The organism is Noviherbaspirillum sp., from assembly GCF_036563305.1.
GTDB lineage: Bacteria > Pseudomonadota > Gammaproteobacteria > Burkholderiales > Burkholderiaceae_D > Noviherbaspirillum.
On the sequence record NZ_DATCMQ010000012.1, the window covers coordinates 87290 to 103292 of the forward strand.

The window sequence follows — 16003 nt, forward strand, 5'->3', positions numbered from 1 at the left end:
GGCGCGCGCGTCATCCCCGGCCTCTGCTTGCCATGTGAGGCAATTCCTTCTTGACCTTGCCATCATGGGAAGGCCTACACTGCAAAAAGTGTGGCAGTGCACTGCCGGCATCACTCCCGCGGCACCGGCCGCGGCAGGGATTCCGGCATGAACAATCCAAAGCATGGGAAGGTAAGGGAAATGCGCAAACAGCCGGCAACTCGAACAATCACCGCATCAGTGCTGTCGCTTGTCCTCGGCGCTGTCGCGGGCCTCGCAGGCGCACACGGGAGCGGCGGCCACCCGGTCGCGAGTCCCACGGCAGCCGCTGCCGCGCATGCCTACGCATTCGGCAAGCAAGGCACAGCGCGAAAGGCAACGCGGACGATCACCATCGACATGCATGACAGCATGCGTTTCGGACCGGCCGACATCGCCGTCAGGGAGGGGGACACGGTTCGCTTCGTGGTCGTCAACCAGGGGGCGATGATGCACGAGATGGTTCTCGGCACGATGGAAGAATTGAAAAGCCACGGCGAGACGATGAGGAAGCATCCCGGCATGGCGCACGACGCGCCGTATATGGCCCATGTTTCGCCAGGCAAGAAGGCGGAGCTGGTCTGGCAGTTCACCAAGGCCGGCGAGTACTACTACGCCTGCCTGATTCCGGGGCACTTCGAGGCCGGGATGGTGGGCAGGATCAGGGTGACCAAGGGGTAGAAACGGCAACCGCTGCGCTGCTTCTGCCGGCATCGAACGGCAGAGCAACGCGTCCTGTCACCACGGTTTCTCCATCCTGCGGACGCACGGTCGCAGGTTCTCTCAATCATGCGCGCTTCCCGCGGGTGCGGCGCCGCACATCCCTCGGCGCCGCCGATACCCGCGTTCGTCGATTCCCGCGAGCCTCAAGCCGGCGGTAGCGTGCCATCCCCGTTGAGGTCCTGCCCGCCGACACCGAAATTGCGGCGGGTATCGCCGGTCTGCCCTGGCGTTCCGCCGGTCGCGGCAGTGCCCCGGCTGTCCGACGTGGCCGGATCGCCCGACGCGCCGGCTGCACCGATCCCGCTTTCACCCGCGCGCGGGATATCGAGCCCGGCCATCCCCGCGCTGCCGCTACCGGCGGACGCGCCGCCCGCCCCGCCTTCGAACTGCTGTCCTGCAGGCGGCGTGGTGCCGGAAGTACGCACGGTGTTGGGCGTGGACACCATCTCGACGACGTCTTCGACTTCATTCTTCTGCGCGCCGTCCAGCGGCGCCGTCGCGACGTCGCCAAGCGCGACGATACCGACCAGCCTGCGCTGCTCGTCATGCGAAACGACAGGGATACGACGGATCTGGCTGTCGGCCATCTGTATCATCACGTCGTCGAGCGGCTGATCCTCGAAACACCAGCGCACATCCGTGCTCATCACCTCGTCCACGTGCGCCGACTGCGGCGCCTTGCCCGCCGCGGTCGACCGTATGGTGATGTCGCGATCGGTGACCATGCCGACCAGCCTCTCGCCGTCGCAGACCGGAAGCACCCCGACATCCAGCTCCTCCATCATCTGCGCGGCCCGCTGCACGCTCTCCTGCGGTGATACAACGCGGACATTGCGTGTCATTACTTCGGATACCATTTGCATCGCTGACTCCTCAAGTACATGCCTTTGACAACCGGCCCCTGCCGCGAGGCGAAAGCCGGACAGGCCGTGTGATATGAAAAGCGCAAGCGTGGTTCCGCGGCGGCGGGGCATGGCGAAGCGAAATGTCTGCTGCCCCGTGCCGCGGGCCGGCGTGCGTCCGGTCCTTGGCCCGCACGGTTTTCAAGCTCAGGAGTCGATCAGCCGCCGGATCTCGGCATCGACCGGCATGCGGCGGAACATGCCGACATCGGTTCCTCCGGTATTTCCCGTCGGGACAATGCCGGCCGCCGATCCGAGGGCGCCGAGCACAATGCGCAGGCCCTGCCCTGTCACCTCGCCGAGCACACGCCGGCGCAGACCGATCCGTAACATCCACCAGTGCGTTATGACATGCGGCAGTACATGTCGCTGGCCCAGCACGTGTGCCAGTTCCAGGTGGCGCATGGCGAGGTCGAGCTGGCCCCGTTCAAAACGTCGTGCCGCGGCAGCCATTTCCGCCGCATATGCCCGCCGCAGTGCCGGTTTCATTTCCCGCCCCTTTTCACGCCGATGCCGGCGTGGCCGGCACGCCCGGCCTGCTTCGCCGCGACCGGGCCGGTCTGCAATTCCTGGCGCGCCTGCGTTACGACGCTGTATGCCGCAGACAGCCCGAGCACCCCCATGACGGCGGCCACGGCGACATCCGGCCAGCCTCTGCCGGTGCCGAACACCCCGAGTGCGGCCAGCATGACGGCAACGTTGCCGATCGCATCGTTGCGGGTGCACAACCACACCGACCGCATGTTCGCATCGCCGTTGCGGCGGCTGTACAGCAGCACCGCCACCAGCAGGTTCGCTGCCAGCGCGGCAAGGCCGACCGCTCCCATCGTCGCCGGTGCAGGCACTTTCCCGGACAACAGACTCAGGCCCGCCGCGACCAGCACGAAGATGCCGTAGCCCCCCATCGTCAGCCCCTTGGCGAGCGCGGTGCGCGAGCGCCAAACCGGCGCCATGCCGAGCACGAACAGCGAGACCGCGTAGTTGGCGGCATCGCCAAAAAAATCCACCGCATCGGCCAGCAGCGCGACCGAGCCGGATATCCAGCCGCTGAACAATTCGACGCCGAACATGCCCGCATTGACCGCGAGGGCGAGCCAGAGGATGCGGCGGTAGCCGGGATCGACCGGAGGCTTGCCGTCAGCGCATCCACCGGAACAGTTGTGTGCCATGTCGTTCTCCTTCATCAATGCCCGTGATTACATTCCCTGTAGCCGCTACAGGGTCAAGCACTTTTGAAAGAGGGTGGTTGCCCCGCTTACCGGTCCAATCCCAGCACCGCCGGCCGGGTACCGATGCCCGACTTCTCCAGCCAGGAAAACACCGACTCGACCGTCACGGTCTCGATCCTGTCGGAGAACCGCTTTGCATCCGGATGGTCGTCGAAGGCAACGTTGGCGGCGCCGACCCGTGCGCCGAGGCGCGTCAGCGGGCCTATCGTCAGCACGGCCGGCCGGTAGTCGCGCAGCGACAGCCAGGCCTGCGCATGGCCGCGCGAGGCGCCGTCGGCGATCATTGCCGACGCCAGGGTTTCCGCTACCCACTGGTTGGATTGCTGGTACTTCCGTCCCCAGGCGTAGCTGACGATGCTGTAGGGCTTGTGATGCATGGCGAGCGCACGTCGCAGGTCCAGCAGCACGGCCAGCAGGTGTTCCTGCACTTCCGCCGTCGGTGCCGACCATGCTGCCTGGTAGCGCCACAGGTCGTCGAGAAAGAACTCGGCCAGTCCCTGCCGGTAGATTGCCGCCTCCGCGGTGCCGCAGTGGTTGAGCTTGTGCAGCACCCGCCACACGTGCCCGCCCTCGCCGTCCGGCTGGCGGTAGGCGAAACCGAGATGGGAATACGTCAGGCCATAACGGCTGAGATCCTGTCCGGCCCGCGCCAGCAGCACCACCTTGTGGCCGCTGGCATCGAGCGCGCGCATCGTCCGCTCGGCCAGCATGAAGCCGCGCTCGATGGTCGCCAGGTCAGGCTTTTTTTGTTCGCAGGAGCGGCCGGCCTGCGCCGCCGCGGCAACCAGCAGAAAGGCGGCAGCGACGGCGCAACGCATTGGAAAAGTGAACCTTGTCATGACTGTTCAGGGGCTCAGGCGCTCGTTGTGGACCAGTGCCCGGCCCAGCGCATTGGGCAGGAAGGCGATTGCCTCGCCTGCCGCCGACAGCACGACGCCGGCGCCGATGACGCTGACCACCACGGTGCTGCCGACGGCAAGCGTGGACGCCGCGATTCCCTTGCCCGTCACTTCCACGCTGGCGCGTGCGCCGTCCGAGACGCGTTCCAGCACCAGGACGCTGCCGCGTGCAGTGCTGTCGACTGCCTTCACGATCAGCACCGCGCCGGCCACGGACAGCGCCGCCGGCAGCGTGGCCACGGCAGCGGACGCACCGGAAGCAGCGCTGGCGCCCATCGCGACAGAAGCCAGCGGCAGGGCCGAGAGCGCGCTGAGGGCCGATGCATCCGTTTGTGCGCGGGCAGTGCCGCATAACAGCAACTGCAGGGCGAGCAGCACTGCGAACACAGGCTTCAATACGGAATCAACTGTCGTCTTCATCATGATGCGGTCCATGGTCGGGAATCGGGAAAGTGTCACAGCGCGTCATGCGCGGCGCGCGCTTCGGCGCGGTCGGCTTCGTGCTTGTCGCGCAGGGTCTTCGCCAGCGTGAATGCGGAGCTGATCAGGTACAGCCAGCCGACCCCGAGGAATGCCTTGTAGGTCTCGTTGATCTCCATGCGCACGAGGCCCCAGCCGGTCAGCCCCATCGCCAGGAAGAAGCCGGTCCACACCACGTACTTGAACATCGGGGTGTCGGGACCGCGGCCCTCCAGCCGCGCCTGCTCGCCGTCCCTGACCAGCTTTGCGAGCACGAAGGCATTCGTGAGGCAGAAGAAGTAGCCCATGATCATGAACACCCGGTCGAGATCCCGGCCGGGAAGCCAGGCGAGTCCGGTGGCGCACAGCAGCGCGGCGATTCCGAAGGAAATCCAGACCTGCAGCTGCCATGCCCGGATGTCACGCTGGATACTTGCTCTCATGTTTCTCCTCACTGTTGGTTAACGAGCTTCCATTGTGAGGAGAACGCGAAGAGATTCGATTGAAAAACTGATCTCGTCCGAGAATACGCGCCCCAAGGTATCAAAATTCGATACTTAATTGCGTTTCAGCAATTCTTCGACATGGCGCCGAAGCGCCTCCGGCTGTGCGTCGGCCCCCGCTACCGGCGCACCGATGTTCAGGCCCACCCGGCTGAATGCGCCGCGCCGGAACGGGCGGACCATGGCGACGCGCTCGCCGTTGACCTGTTCGATCCGGCTGAAAAAGGATCCCCACAGGTTGGTCAGTGCCATCGGAATCACGGGCGGCGCGATGCCTTCCTCGCGCGCGCGCTCCAGGATCTTCACCACCCCTCCCTTGAAAGGCTGCAGCGACCCGTCGCGGGTGATGCCTCCCTCCGGGAAGATCGCGAGCAGGTCGCCCTCGCGCAGCACCTTCACCGCGGCGTCGAAGGCCTGCTCGTAGGCCGCCGGGTCTTCGCTGCGGGGCGCCACCGGGATGGCCCTGGCGAGGCGGAACAGCGCGCCGAGCACCGGGATCCGGAAGATGCGGTGATCCATCACGAAATAAATCGGCCGGGGGCTGGCGGCCTTCAGCAGGATGGCATCGACAAAGCTGACGTGGTTGCAGACCAGTACGGCCGGGCCGGTCAGCGGGATATGCTCGTCGCCCGTCACGCGGAAGCGATACATGAAGTGCGACATGACCCAGGCAATGAAACGCAGCAGGTACTCCGGCACCAGCATGAAGATGTAGCCGGCCACCACCGCGTTCGCGAGCGCGACGCACAGGAAGACCTCGGGAATGCTCATGCCCCCCTTCAGCAAGGCGCCGACGATCACCGAACTGGCAACCATGAACAGCGCGTTGACGATGTTGTTGGCGGCGATGATGCGCGCCCGGTGCGTCGGCTGCGAGCGAAGCTGGATCAGCGCATACATCGGAACGCTGTACAGGCCGGCCGACAGGCTCAGCATGGCAAGGTCGGCCATCACGCGCCAGTGCCGCGGCTCGGCAAGGAACGGCGCCAGGCCCATCACCTCGGACGGCGGCAGGCTGCGCGACGCGAAATACAGGTCGACGCCGAAGACGCTCATGCCGATCGCGCCGAGCGGCACCAGGCCGATCTCGACATGACGGCGGCCCAGACTCTCGCACAGCAGCGACCCGGTTGCGATACCGATGGAGAACACCACCAGCAGCAGCGATGCCACCTGCTCGTCGCCGTGCAGCACCTCCTTGGCGAAACTCGGGAACTGGCTCAGGAAGACGGCGCCGAAGAACCACATCCAGCTGATACCCATCACCGACCGGAACACCACCAGGTTCTGCCGCGCCATCTGCAGGTTGCGCCAGGTCTCGCTGACAGGGTTCCAGTTGATCTTCAGCGCCGGATCGGTCGCCGGCGCCGGCGGGATGAACTGCGCGGCGACGCGGCCGGCGAACGCCATCAGTACGCACGCCACCGCCACCTGCACGTGACCGATTTCCGGCACGGCGATCAGCAAGCCGCCGGCGATGTTCCCGAGCAGGATCGCGACAAAGGTGCCCATCTCCACCATGCCGTTGCCGCCGGTGAGCTCGCGTTCATTCAGGGCCTGCGGCAGGTAGGCGAACTTCACCGGGCCGAAAACCGTCGAGTGCAGCCCCATCAGGAAAACGCAGGCCAGCAGTACCGGCACGTTGGCAGCCAGGAAACCGTAGGCGGCCAGCGCCATGATCGCGATCTCGACATTTTTCACCAGCCGGATGATCGCGGTCTTCTCGAACTTGTCGGTGATCTGTCCACTGGTCGCCGAGAAAAGCAGGAACGGCAGGATGAACAGCGCCCCGATCACCAGGCCGGCCATCGCCGGGGGCAGCCAGCTTACCTGCAACTGGTAGGTGACCATGACGGTAAAGGCAAACTTGAACAGGTTGTCGTTCGCCGCGTTCGAGAACTGTGTCCAGAAGAACGGCGCAAACCGGCGCTGCTTCAACAGGGCGAACTGGTTCGGATGGATGTTGGCGTCATGGCCGCCGGCCTCTGCGCGTGCGGGTGCTTGGGTCTCATTGTCGGACATGGAGTCGTTCATGTTCTTCTCGTGCGTGCTTGGAATTGGACGCAATATACCTTCAGTTATCCCGACTGGAAACATTTTCTGTACCATTGGCAGCCGGCGCTACCTGTAGTAGCGGGAAACGATACCAATGACGACAACCGCCAACCTGATCGCCGTCCTCAAGGAAGAACTGAAGGCGGCGCGCATCACCTATGCGGGCCTCGCCCGGAAGCTGGGACTTGCGGAGTCCAGCGTCAAGCGCATGTTCGCCAAGGGCGACATGCCGCTGTCGCGCATCGACGAGATCTGCGGCGCGATCAAGATCGACTTCGCGGAACTGGCGCAGCGCGTCGCCGACACGCAGCCGCTGTTGTCAGAGCTGACACTTGCGCAGGAAAAGGCCGTGGTGGGTGACAAGAAGCTGCTGCTGGTCGCGATCTGCGTGTTGAGCCAGTGGACGCTCGAGCAGATCACCACGAGCTACCGGCTGGACGAAGCGGAGGCGATCAAGTATCTCGCGCAGCTGGACCGCATCGGCATCATCGAGCTGCGGCCCCTGAATCGCTACCGGCTCAAGCTGGCCAAGACCTTCAACTGGCGCCCGCATGGCCCGGTGATGAACTTCTTCCGCGAGAACGCGTTGCAGGATTATTTTTCAGGCGGATTCGACCGGGACGACGAGGCGCTGGTACTGGTGCACGGCTCTATCGGCAAGAGCCTCGCGCCGGCCTTCGTCGAGCGGCTGCAGCGGGTCGCGCAGGACTTTGCGCAGCAGCACCAGACCGACCAGAAGCTGCCGATGCAGCACCGGGAAGGCTACACGCTGCTGCTGGCGATGCGCTCCTGGGAGTTTGGCGCTTTCACGCTGTTACGGCGTTGATGGCGCCTTGAGTACGGTCGGTTCCAGCTGCACGCTCTGTGCGCCGTCGCCCAGCCAGACCTGTCCGTCCTGTATCGTGCATTGCAGCTGCATGCTTCGCTGCGCCAGTCCCGCCAGCGCCTGCGTCGATGCCGACGGCAGGTTGTGCACCGACAGGTTGCGGGCCCGCTCGAGCCGGGTTCCGGCCTGGCTCCACCAGACATGGCTGGCGCTGCCATAGCTGTAGACCACGACCCTGTCGGCGCGGCCGCATGCCTTGAGTATGCGCTTTTCGTCCGGTTGCCCGACATCGATCCACAGCGAGATGGCGCCGGTCAGATCCTTCTGCCACAGGTCAGGTTCGTCGTCGGCGCTCAGTCCCTTGCCGAACCCGAGGGCTTCGTGCGCATGCAGCGCGAAGCACAGCAGGCGCACCATCATCCGCTCGTCGGTCTCGGACGGATGCCGCGCGATGGTCAACGTGTGATCGCCGTAGTAGTGGCGGTCCATGTCGGCGACCTGCAGGTCTGCCTTGAAGATAGTCGCTTTCAGTGCCATCGAGGTCTGTACGGATTTGCGGGAGGGGCAAATGTACAGCAAAGCGCGGCGAACGGGGCGATAATCCCGCTTTTCCCTGCAGGCAGACCATGGCCATCCTCACCGACAGCAACGATACCGGCGCGTGCCGTCCCCCGCCCGCGGATGCCATCGCCGCCACCCGGCACTGGCTGGAAGCGGCCGTCATCGGCCTCAACCTGTGCCCGTTCGCAAAGGCGGTGCACGTCAGGCAGCAGGTGCGCTTCGTGGTGAGCGACGCCCGGGACGCCGCCGAGCTGCGGCGCGACCTGGCGGCAGAGTTGCGGCGTCTGCGGGACACGCCGGCGCAGGAGGTCGACACCACCCTGCTGATTCATCCCTGGGTGCTGCAGGACTTCCTCGAGTACAACGACTTCCTCGACGAGGCCGATGCGGTCGTGGAAGAGCACGATCTGGCCGGCATCATCCAGGTGGCCAGCTTCCACCCGGACTACCAGTTCGCCGACGCTGGCCCTGACGACATCACCAACTACACCAACCGCTCCCCTTATCCGATCCTGCACCTGCTGCGCGAAGACAGCATCGACCGGGCCGTGGAAGCTTTTCCGGACGCGGAGGAAATCTACGGCCGCAACATGGCGACGATGGCGCGGCTGGGCCTGAAGGGCTGGCACGCGCTTGGGGTGAAGCCTGCGGCGGACAAGGAACGGGGCGAAGACTGAAGCATCCGGATCCGGTTGCGGGGGGTCAAAACTGGACCGGAACGGGGGACTAGAATCGCGTGGACGTCGTTCGGTACGACCGATGCAAGCGTGTCCGCGCGAAGGCAAGAAAAATATTGCCTAGTTGGAATTTTTTAACTATATTGCAGTTGTGCTATTTACTATTGTCAAGCAGACACACCACGTTACATTATTGAAACGTGAGCGGTCTTGAAATAGTTTAAGCTGTACAACATACTTGCAATATGGAATTATTAAGACTCTGACTACTCTTTCAGGCAACCCCGACATCATGGACCAAAACGAGACTACCCCACGCAGCAGCACCCGCCTTGCCGACCAGGTCAACTACGATCCGAACAACCTGCTCGACGCGCTGATCGAAAAGCTCAACCTGAAGAACGATGCGGCACTGTCTCGCGCGCTCGAAGTCGCGCCACCGGTCATCAGCAAGATCCGCCATCGCCGCCTGCCGGTCGGGGCGTCGCTGCTGATCCGCATGCATGAAGTCAGTGACCTGAGCATCAAGGAACTCCGCATCCTCATGGGCGACCGCCGCGACAAGTTCCGCATCAGCGACAAGCAGTTCAAGCCCAAGGACGCCCCTGCCGGCGCCGGCGGCATGGACATGGAGTAATACTGGTCAGCGTCTTCCCCGCCTCAGGCGGGAAAGACACCGGTCGACAGGTAGCGATCGCCCCGGTCGCACACGATGAAAACGATGGTGGCGTTCTCGACGGTCCTCGAAATGCGCAGCGCCACCTCGCAAGCCCCGGCGGCAGAAATGCCGCAGAAAATCCCCTCTTCCACCGCCATCCTGCGCGCCATGTGCTCGGCCGCCGCCTGGCTCACGTACTCGAGCTGGTCAACCGCTCCCTTGTCATAAATTCTCGGCAGATAGGCTTCGGGCCATTTCCGGATGCCCGGAATCTGCGAGCCTTCCTCCGGCTGGGCGCCGATGATGCGCACCTCGGGGTTCTTCTCACGCAGGAACCGCGATACGCCCATGATGGTGCCGGTGGTCCCCATCGCGCTGACGAAATGGGTCACGCGACCCTCGGTGTCCCGCCAGATCTCCGGACCCGTACCCTCGTAGTGCGCGCGCGGATTGTCAGGATTCGCGAACTGGTCGAGGATGATGCCCTTGCCCTCACGCTGCATCTGCTCCGCCAGGTCGCGTGCGTATTCCATCCCACCCGTCTTCGGCGTCAGGACGATCTGCGCGCCATAGGCCGCCATGCTCTGCCGCCGTTCCTCGCTCAGGTTCTCGGGCATCAGCAGGACCATCTTGTAGCCGCGCATGGACGCCGCCATCGCAAGCGCAATGCCCGTATTCCCGCTGGTCGCCTCGATCAGCGTGTCGCCGGGCTTGATTTCGCCCCGCGCTTCGGCGTGCTTGATCATCGACAGCGCCGGCCGGTCCTTCACCGAACCTGCCGGGTTGTTCCCTTCGAGCTTGCCAAGGATGACGTTGTTGCGGCGCGCGGCGTCCTCGCCCGGCAGCCGCTTCAGTTGCACGAGAGGCGTGTTGCCGATGGTGTCTTCGATAGTCAGGTAAGGCATGGCGCGATGGGCTGCTTCAGAAAAAACATCATTCTAATCGCAGACGCGCCGGCACGTTCGGCCGCGGCGGCCGTGCCGCTCAGCCGGCGAGCTCTTCCCGGGTGACTGTCGCCGTGCCCAGCTTGCCCACCACGATGCCGCCCGCGCGATTGGCGGTTTCGACGGCGTGCGCCAGCGGCATGCCGGCGCCGAGCATGACTGCCAGCGTCGCGATCACGGTATCGCCGGCGCCGGAGACATCGAACACCTCGCGCGCAAGCGTCGGAAAATGCAGCACGTCGCCCGCGGTATAAAGCGACATGCCCTCCTCCGACCGCGTCAGCAGCAGGGCCTCCAGCCCGAGTTCGGCGCGCAGTGCCTGGGCCTTGCGGGTGAGCTGGGCCTCGTCCTTCCAGCCGCCCACGGCCTGGCGCAGCTCAGACTTGTTCGGCGTCAGTATGCTGGCGCCCTTGTAGCGGCTGAAGTCATCGCCCTTCGGATCAACCAGCACCGGTTTGCCGAGGGCACGGGCCGCCTCTACCATCTGCGCGACGTTGACGAGGCTGCCCTTCGCGTAGTCGGACAGCACAATCAGGTCGTAGTCCGGCAGCATGGCGTTGTACTGCGTCAGCTTGTCGCGCAGCACGAGGTCGGTGGGCGGCTCCTCGAAGTCGACGCGCAGCAATTGCTGCTGCCGGCCGATCACGCGCAGCTTGACGATGGTGGAGATGGACGGGTCGCGGTTCAGGCAGCTGCCGATGCGCAGCGCGTCGAGCAGACGCTGCAGCGCGTCGCCCGCCTCGTCCTGGCCCACCACGCCGAGCAGTCCGACTTCGGCGCCGAGCGCGACCGCATTGCGGGCGACGTTCGCCGCGCCGCCCAGCCGTTCCTCCCGCCGCTCCACGCGCACCACCGGGACGGGCGCCTCGGGCGATATCCGGTTGACCTCACCGAACCAGTAACGATCCAGCATCACGTCGCCAGCGATCAGCAGGCGCGGGGCATGTTGCGGCAGATTTATGGTTGTCATGTCGTTCCGGTCGTTGCCGCCGCCGCGGCGGCATCAGTTCATTACGTTCAGTTCTTCGGTGCGGCGCGGGGGATAGCTTTCCCACTGGCTGCAGCCGGGGCATTGCCAGTAGAACTGGCGCGCCTTGAAGCCGCACTGGCTACACTGGTACCGTGCAAGCTTCTGCGCATAGCCGTGCACCAGGTTCTGCACCATCGACAGCTCCCGCCGCATTTCCGGCGGCGCCTCCATCATGCGCGCCTCCAGCAGCTTGTCGAGCCCGAGCAGCGTCGGCGTGCGGCGCAGTTCATCGCTCACCAGTTGGTTCGCCGCCTCCACGCCATCGAGTTCGAGCACGGCCTTGAAGACCACTTCCAGCAGGTCGATCGACGGCGCCTCCGCGAGGTAGTTCTTCAGCAGGTTCACGCCCTCCTGCGGTCGGCCGACCGACCGGTAGCCGTCCATCAGCCGCTGCGCCACCAGCGCAGCATGCGGGACGCTCTGTTGCTCCACCTTGCGCCAGGCCATCAGGGCCGCCTCGGTGTCGCCCTTTGCCAGGCAGGCATCGCCGATCAGCATTGCCGCGCGAACGTTGCTGCGGTCCGTCGCCAGCGCTTTCTCGAGCAGCGCAAGTGCGGCGTCGGGATGGGTGTGAACCAGCTCGTCCTGGGCCAGCTCGCAATAGAACTGCGCAATCTCCTTCTGCCGTGCGCCTGCACCGGATTCCTGCAGGCCCCGCGCCGCCTCGATCGCACGCATCCATTCCTTCTCGCGTTGGTAGATCTCCAGCAGCGCGCGCCGGGCCTGGGCACCGTACTGGGTGTCGACCAACAGGTTGAAGGTCTCCTCCGCCCGGTCCAGCAGCCCGGCCTTCAGGTAGTCCTGGCCAAGCTCATAGCGCGATTGCAGCTTGTATTCATCCGGCAGGTCGGGCCGGGCGAGCAGATTCTGGTGGACCCGTACGGCCCGCTCGATCTCGCCGCGCCTGCGGAACAGGTTGCCCAGCGCGAAATGCAGCTCGATGGTCTCGGGATCGAGGGTGACGATCTCGATGAAGGCATCGATCGCCTTGTCCGGCTGCTCGTTGAGCAGGAAATTGAGGCCGCGGAAGTACCCGCGCGGCAGGCTGCGCGACTCGGACACCAATTGCTTGATGTCCACGCGCGCCGCCACCCAGCCCAGGCCGAAAAAGACGGGAATGGCAAGCAGCCACCAGGTTTCGAATTCCATGCGGTTTGATTGTCGACGATGTTATTTGTTGGTGACGCTGTCCGGCTGCGGGGGCTGTACCCTGGCCTGCATCTGCGCTGCCCTGTCCCGTTCGAGGCCGGCAATCTGCTTCTGCTGCCTGGCGAGCTCGCGCCGGTGGCGCAGCAGCGTCGGCAACATGGCAAGTATGCCCAGCGCCGCACCCCCGCAGAAGAAACCCAGCAGCAGCAGCACGAGGGGCCCGCGCATCTCGTAGTCGAAGAAGTAGCGTAGCGCAACTACCTGGGTATTCTTTAGCGCAAATCCAAAAAAGAGGATGAAGAGGATGATCGCGGCTATCCGCAAGACGATTTTCATTGCGCCGCTCCCTTGCTCGTTGTTCTCATCGATTGCCGGCGCCGCCGGCGAAGGCGGCCTGATGCACAAAACGAAATTGTACGTGAAAAGAAACAGCTTCCGATCGGGCAAAAAAAAACGGCATCCGAGGATGCCGTTTTTGTTCCCGCAAACAAGCTAGTCTTCCTTGATCGGTTGTCCGACCGTGGCGTCGACCCGCTCCCGCAGCTCCTTGCCAGGCTTGAAGTGCGGCACCCGTTTTTCGGGAACCATCACCTTGTCGCCGGACTTTGGATTACGGCCGATGCGCGGCGGGCGGCTGTTCAGCGCAAAACTGCCGAAGCCGCGGATCTCGATGCGCTGGCCGTTGGACAGGGCATCCGCCATTGCATCGAGGATCGTCTTGACGGCGAAATCCGCATCCTTTGCTACCAGTTGCGGATAACGCTCGGCGAGACGGGCAATCAGCTCCGACTTGGTCATTTACGGTGCCGACCCTTATTGCTTGTTGTCGAGCTTGGCCTTCAGCAGTGCGCCCAGGCTGGTGGTGCCGGATGCTGCGCTGGAGTCGGACGACATCTTCTGCATTGCTTCCTGGGTGTCGGCATTGTCCTTCGCCTTGATCGACAGCTGGATGCTGCGCGACTTGCGGTCGATGTTGATGATCATTGCCTCGACCTTGTCGCCGACCTTCAGGTGGGTACCGGCATCTTCCACGCGGTCGCGGGAGAGTTCGGATGCACGCAGGTAGCCTTCGACTTCATCGGACAGCTGGATCACGCCGCCCTTCGGCTCGACCGACTTGACGGTGCCGGTGACAATCGCACCCTTGTCGTTCATCGCAACGAAGTTGTTGAACGGGTCGCCTTCGAGCTGCTTGACGCCCAGCGATACACGCTCGCGCTCGACGTCGATCGCCAGCACGACGGCTTCCAGTTCGTCGCCCTTCTTGAACTTGCGGACGGCTTCTTCGCCGGCTTCGGTCCAGGACAGGTCGGACAGGTGCACCAGGCCGTCGATATTGCCGGACAGGCCGATGAATACGCCGAAGTCGGTGATCGACTTGATCGCGCCGCGAACCTTGTCGCCCTTCTTGTGGTTCATTGCGAAGTCTTCCCACGGATTCGGCTTGCACTGCTTCATGCCGAGGGAGATACGACGACGCTCTTCGTCGATTTCCAGGACCATGACTTCGACTTCGTCGCCCAGCTGAACAACCTTGTTCGGGGCCACGTTCTTGTTGGTCCAGTCCATCTCGGACACGTGCACCAGGCCTTCGATACCCTGCTCGACTTCCACGAATGCGCCGTAGTCGGTCAGGTTGGTGACCTTGCCGAACAGGCGGGTGCCTTGCGGGTAGCGACGGGACAGGCCGGTCCACGGATCGTCGCCGAGCTGCTTGACGCCGAGCGAGACGCGGTTCTTTTCCTGATCGTACTTGAGGACCTTGGCGGTGATCTCCTGACCGACGGACAGCACTTCGGACGGGTGACGCACACGACGCCATGCGAGGTCGGTGATGTGCAGCAGGCCGTCGATGCCACCGAGGTCGACGAACGCACCGTAATCGGTGATGTTCTTGACGATACCGGTGACGATGGTGCCTTCCTTCAGGGTTTCCATCAGCTTCGCACGCTCTTCGCCCATCGATGCCTCGATGACGGCGCGACGCGACAGCACGACGTTGTTACGCTTGCGGTCGAGCTTGATGACCTTGAATTCCAGGGTCTTGCCTTCGTACGGGGTGGTGTCCTTGACCGGACGGGTGTCGACCAGCGAACCTGGCAGGAACGCGCGGATGCCGTTGGTAAGAACGGTCAGGCCGCCCTTGACCTTGCCGTTGACGGTGCCGGTAACCAGCTCGCCCGACTCCATCGCCTTTTCCAGCGAGAGCCAGGATGCGAGACGCTTGGCCTTGTCGCGCGACAGGATGGTGTCGCCAAAACCGTTTTCCAGCGACTCGATCGCAACGGAGACGAAGTCGCCAACCTGGACTTCGACTTCACCGTTGTCGTTCTTGAATTCTTCGATGGGGATGAATGCTTCGGACTTCAGGCCGGCGTTCACGACGACAAAGTTGTAGTCGACACGGACGACTTCAGCCGAAATCACTTCACCGGAACGCATGTCCTGGCGGGAGAGCGACTCCTCGAACAGGGCTGCAAAGCTTTCCATTCCGGTTGATTGTTGTTGCGCAATAGACATAAGTAAGAGAAGGTTTGGCCAGCAAAGACCGTGTCTGTTCTGGTCCTGTACTGGGTTAGGTTCATCAACACCTGCACCGGCATTGCGCCAGGGCGGGCACCAATCGCACTACGGGAACACGCAACCGCTCACGCGTGTTTTCTCACTGCCGCATACCATTTGAGCACCTGCTCGACAGCTTCATCCGCAGTCATCCGCGAAGTATCCAAAGTGTGTGCGCCCTCGGCTGGTTTCAACGGAGCGACGGCTCGGTTCGAATCCCTTTCGTCGCGCTCCTTCAAATCCTTGAGAAGGTTGGTCATATTAGCAGGAAAACCCTTGTCAATCAATTGCTTATACCGTCTTTCGGCGCGGGCCTCGACGCTTGCGGTAAGGAACACCTTGAGGCTGGCGTGAGGAAAGATCACGGTGCCCATGTCACGGCCGTCAGCCACCAGGCCGGGAGGCTGCCGGAAACCGAGCTGCAGCCCGACGAGCGCGTGCCGGACGTTTGGCAAAGAGGCAATTTTCGACGCGGTATTGCCGACTTCCTCGGCACGGATCGCGGCAGTCACATTCTCGTTCGCCAACCAGACCTGGTCCCCGGCAAAGCGGCAGGGCAGGCGCTCTGCCAGCTTCGACAGGGCATGTTCGTCATTCAGGGCGACCTGGTGGCGCAAGGCGCTCAGCGCGGTCAGGCGGTACAGCGCGCCCGAGTCGAGATAGTGGAATCCGAGCTTGAGCGCGACACGATGCGCGACCGTCCCTTTGCCGGAAGCAGTGGGACCGTCGATGGCGATTACGGGAATGGTGTTCGTCTGGGTCATGGCGTCTTCGGCGGCGGCATGGCCGGCAATGCCGCACGGCCTGT

General features: G+C 63.9%; 19 protein-coding genes. 4 read left to right on the forward strand and 15 right to left on the reverse strand.

Features of this window, described 5'->3' with window-relative positions; translation table 11 throughout:
- Positions 1-147 precede the first annotated feature (147 nt).
- Positions 148-699, forward strand: coding sequence for a cupredoxin family protein (locus VIM12_RS09840; RefSeq protein WP_331941446.1), 552 nt, complete (start codon positions 148-150; stop codon positions 697-699).
- 185 nt (positions 700-884) lie between these two features.
- Here VIM12_RS09840 and VIM12_RS09845 read toward each other — a convergent pair whose 3' ends face one another.
- The 7 genes from VIM12_RS09845 to VIM12_RS09875 all read right to left on the reverse strand — a co-directional run bounded on the left by VIM12_RS09845 (position 885) and on the right by VIM12_RS09875 (position 6767).
- A complete protein-coding gene (locus VIM12_RS09845; protein ID WP_331941447.1) occupies positions 885-1604 on the reverse strand; it encodes a CBS domain-containing protein in 720 nt (239 codons plus the stop codon).
- A 186-nt stretch (positions 1605-1790) separates the two neighbouring features.
- The gene (locus VIM12_RS09850) at positions 1791-2132 is read right to left on the reverse strand and encodes a DUF3703 domain-containing protein (RefSeq protein WP_331941448.1); all 342 of its coding nucleotides are present in this window, start codon (positions 2130-2132) and stop codon (positions 1791-1793) included.
- Positions 2129-2812, reverse strand: coding sequence for a cation transporter (locus VIM12_RS09855; RefSeq protein WP_331941449.1), 684 nt, complete (start codon positions 2810-2812; stop codon positions 2129-2131). Before VIM12_RS09855 ends, VIM12_RS09850 begins: the two co-directional genes overlap by 4 nt.
- 86 nt (positions 2813-2898) lie before the next feature.
- Entirely contained in the window at positions 2899-3711 is an 813-nt protein-coding gene (locus VIM12_RS09860; protein WP_331941450.1) for a DUF2145 domain-containing protein, read from the reverse strand.
- Between the two features lie 6 nt (positions 3712-3717).
- A complete protein-coding gene (locus tag VIM12_RS09865; protein ID WP_331941564.1) occupies positions 3718-4191 on the reverse strand; it encodes a hypothetical protein in 474 nt (157 codons plus the stop codon).
- A 35-nt stretch (positions 4192-4226) separates the two neighbouring features.
- Positions 4227-4673: a YiaA/YiaB family inner membrane protein gene (locus VIM12_RS09870; RefSeq protein WP_331941451.1), complete on the reverse strand. Its 447-nt coding sequence runs from the start codon at positions 4671-4673 to the stop codon at positions 4227-4229.
- A 114-nt stretch (positions 4674-4787) separates the two neighbouring features.
- Positions 4788-6767 carry an MFS transporter gene (locus tag VIM12_RS09875; protein ID WP_414691773.1) on the reverse strand — a complete coding sequence of 660 codons (1980 nt, stop codon included), beginning with the start codon at positions 6765-6767 and terminating at the stop codon, positions 4788-4790.
- Positions 6768-6882: 115 nt separating this feature from the next.
- Between VIM12_RS09875 and VIM12_RS09880 the strand changes: the two genes are divergently transcribed.
- Positions 6883-7614 carry a helix-turn-helix transcriptional regulator gene (locus VIM12_RS09880; protein WP_331941452.1) on the forward strand — a complete coding sequence of 244 codons (732 nt, stop codon included), beginning with the start codon at positions 6883-6885 and terminating at the stop codon, positions 7612-7614.
- Here VIM12_RS09880 and VIM12_RS09885 read toward each other — a convergent pair.
- Positions 7603-8151, reverse strand: a complete 549-nt coding sequence (locus VIM12_RS09885) for a YaeQ family protein (protein WP_331941453.1) — start codon at positions 8149-8151, stop codon at positions 7603-7605. The genes VIM12_RS09880 and VIM12_RS09885 overlap by 12 nt on opposite strands.
- An 89-nt stretch (positions 8152-8240) precedes the next feature.
- Between VIM12_RS09885 and VIM12_RS09890 the strand changes: the two genes are divergently transcribed.
- Both VIM12_RS09890 and VIM12_RS09895 read left to right on the forward strand, forming a co-directional pair.
- Positions 8241-8852, forward strand: coding sequence for a DUF1415 domain-containing protein (locus tag VIM12_RS09890; RefSeq protein ID WP_331941454.1), 612 nt, complete (start codon positions 8241-8243; stop codon positions 8850-8852).
- A 292-nt stretch (positions 8853-9144) separates the two neighbouring features.
- Entirely contained in the window at positions 9145-9489 is a 345-nt protein-coding gene (locus VIM12_RS09895; protein WP_331941455.1) for a hypothetical protein, read from the forward strand.
- 23 nt (positions 9490-9512) lie between these two features.
- Here VIM12_RS09895 and cysM read toward each other — a convergent pair whose 3' ends face one another.
- From cysM to cmk, 7 genes are all read right to left on the reverse strand, one after another.
- Complete coding sequence (cysM, locus tag VIM12_RS09900) at positions 9513-10415, reverse strand: cysteine synthase CysM (RefSeq protein ID WP_331941456.1); 903 nt, start codon at positions 10413-10415, stop codon at positions 9513-9515.
- Positions 10416-10494: 79 nt separating this feature from the next.
- Positions 10495-11424, reverse strand: coding sequence for a D-glycero-beta-D-manno-heptose-7-phosphate kinase (rfaE1, locus tag VIM12_RS09905; RefSeq protein ID WP_331941457.1), 930 nt, complete (start codon positions 11422-11424; stop codon positions 10495-10497).
- A gap of 33 nt (positions 11425-11457) precedes the next feature.
- The gene (lapB, locus tag VIM12_RS09910; protein WP_331941458.1) at positions 11458-12633 is read right to left on the reverse strand and encodes a lipopolysaccharide assembly protein LapB; all 1176 of its coding nucleotides are present in this window, start codon (positions 12631-12633) and stop codon (positions 11458-11460) included.
- A gap of 21 nt (positions 12634-12654) precedes the next feature.
- Positions 12655-12969: a LapA family protein gene (locus tag VIM12_RS09915; RefSeq protein WP_331941459.1), complete on the reverse strand. Its 315-nt coding sequence runs from the start codon at positions 12967-12969 to the stop codon at positions 12655-12657.
- A 156-nt stretch (positions 12970-13125) separates the two neighbouring features.
- Positions 13126-13431 carry an integration host factor subunit beta gene (locus VIM12_RS09920; protein ID WP_331941460.1) on the reverse strand — a complete coding sequence of 102 codons (306 nt, stop codon included), beginning with the start codon at positions 13429-13431 and terminating at the stop codon, positions 13126-13128.
- 15 nt (positions 13432-13446) lie between these two features.
- Complete coding sequence (rpsA, locus tag VIM12_RS09925; RefSeq protein ID WP_331941461.1) at positions 13447-15153, reverse strand: 30S ribosomal protein S1; 1707 nt, start codon at positions 15151-15153, stop codon at positions 13447-13449.
- Positions 15154-15281: 128 nt separating this feature from the next.
- Positions 15282-15959, reverse strand: coding sequence for a (d)CMP kinase (gene cmk / locus VIM12_RS09930; RefSeq protein ID WP_331941462.1), 678 nt, complete (start codon positions 15957-15959; stop codon positions 15282-15284).
- Positions 15960-16003: the final 44 nt, after the last annotated feature.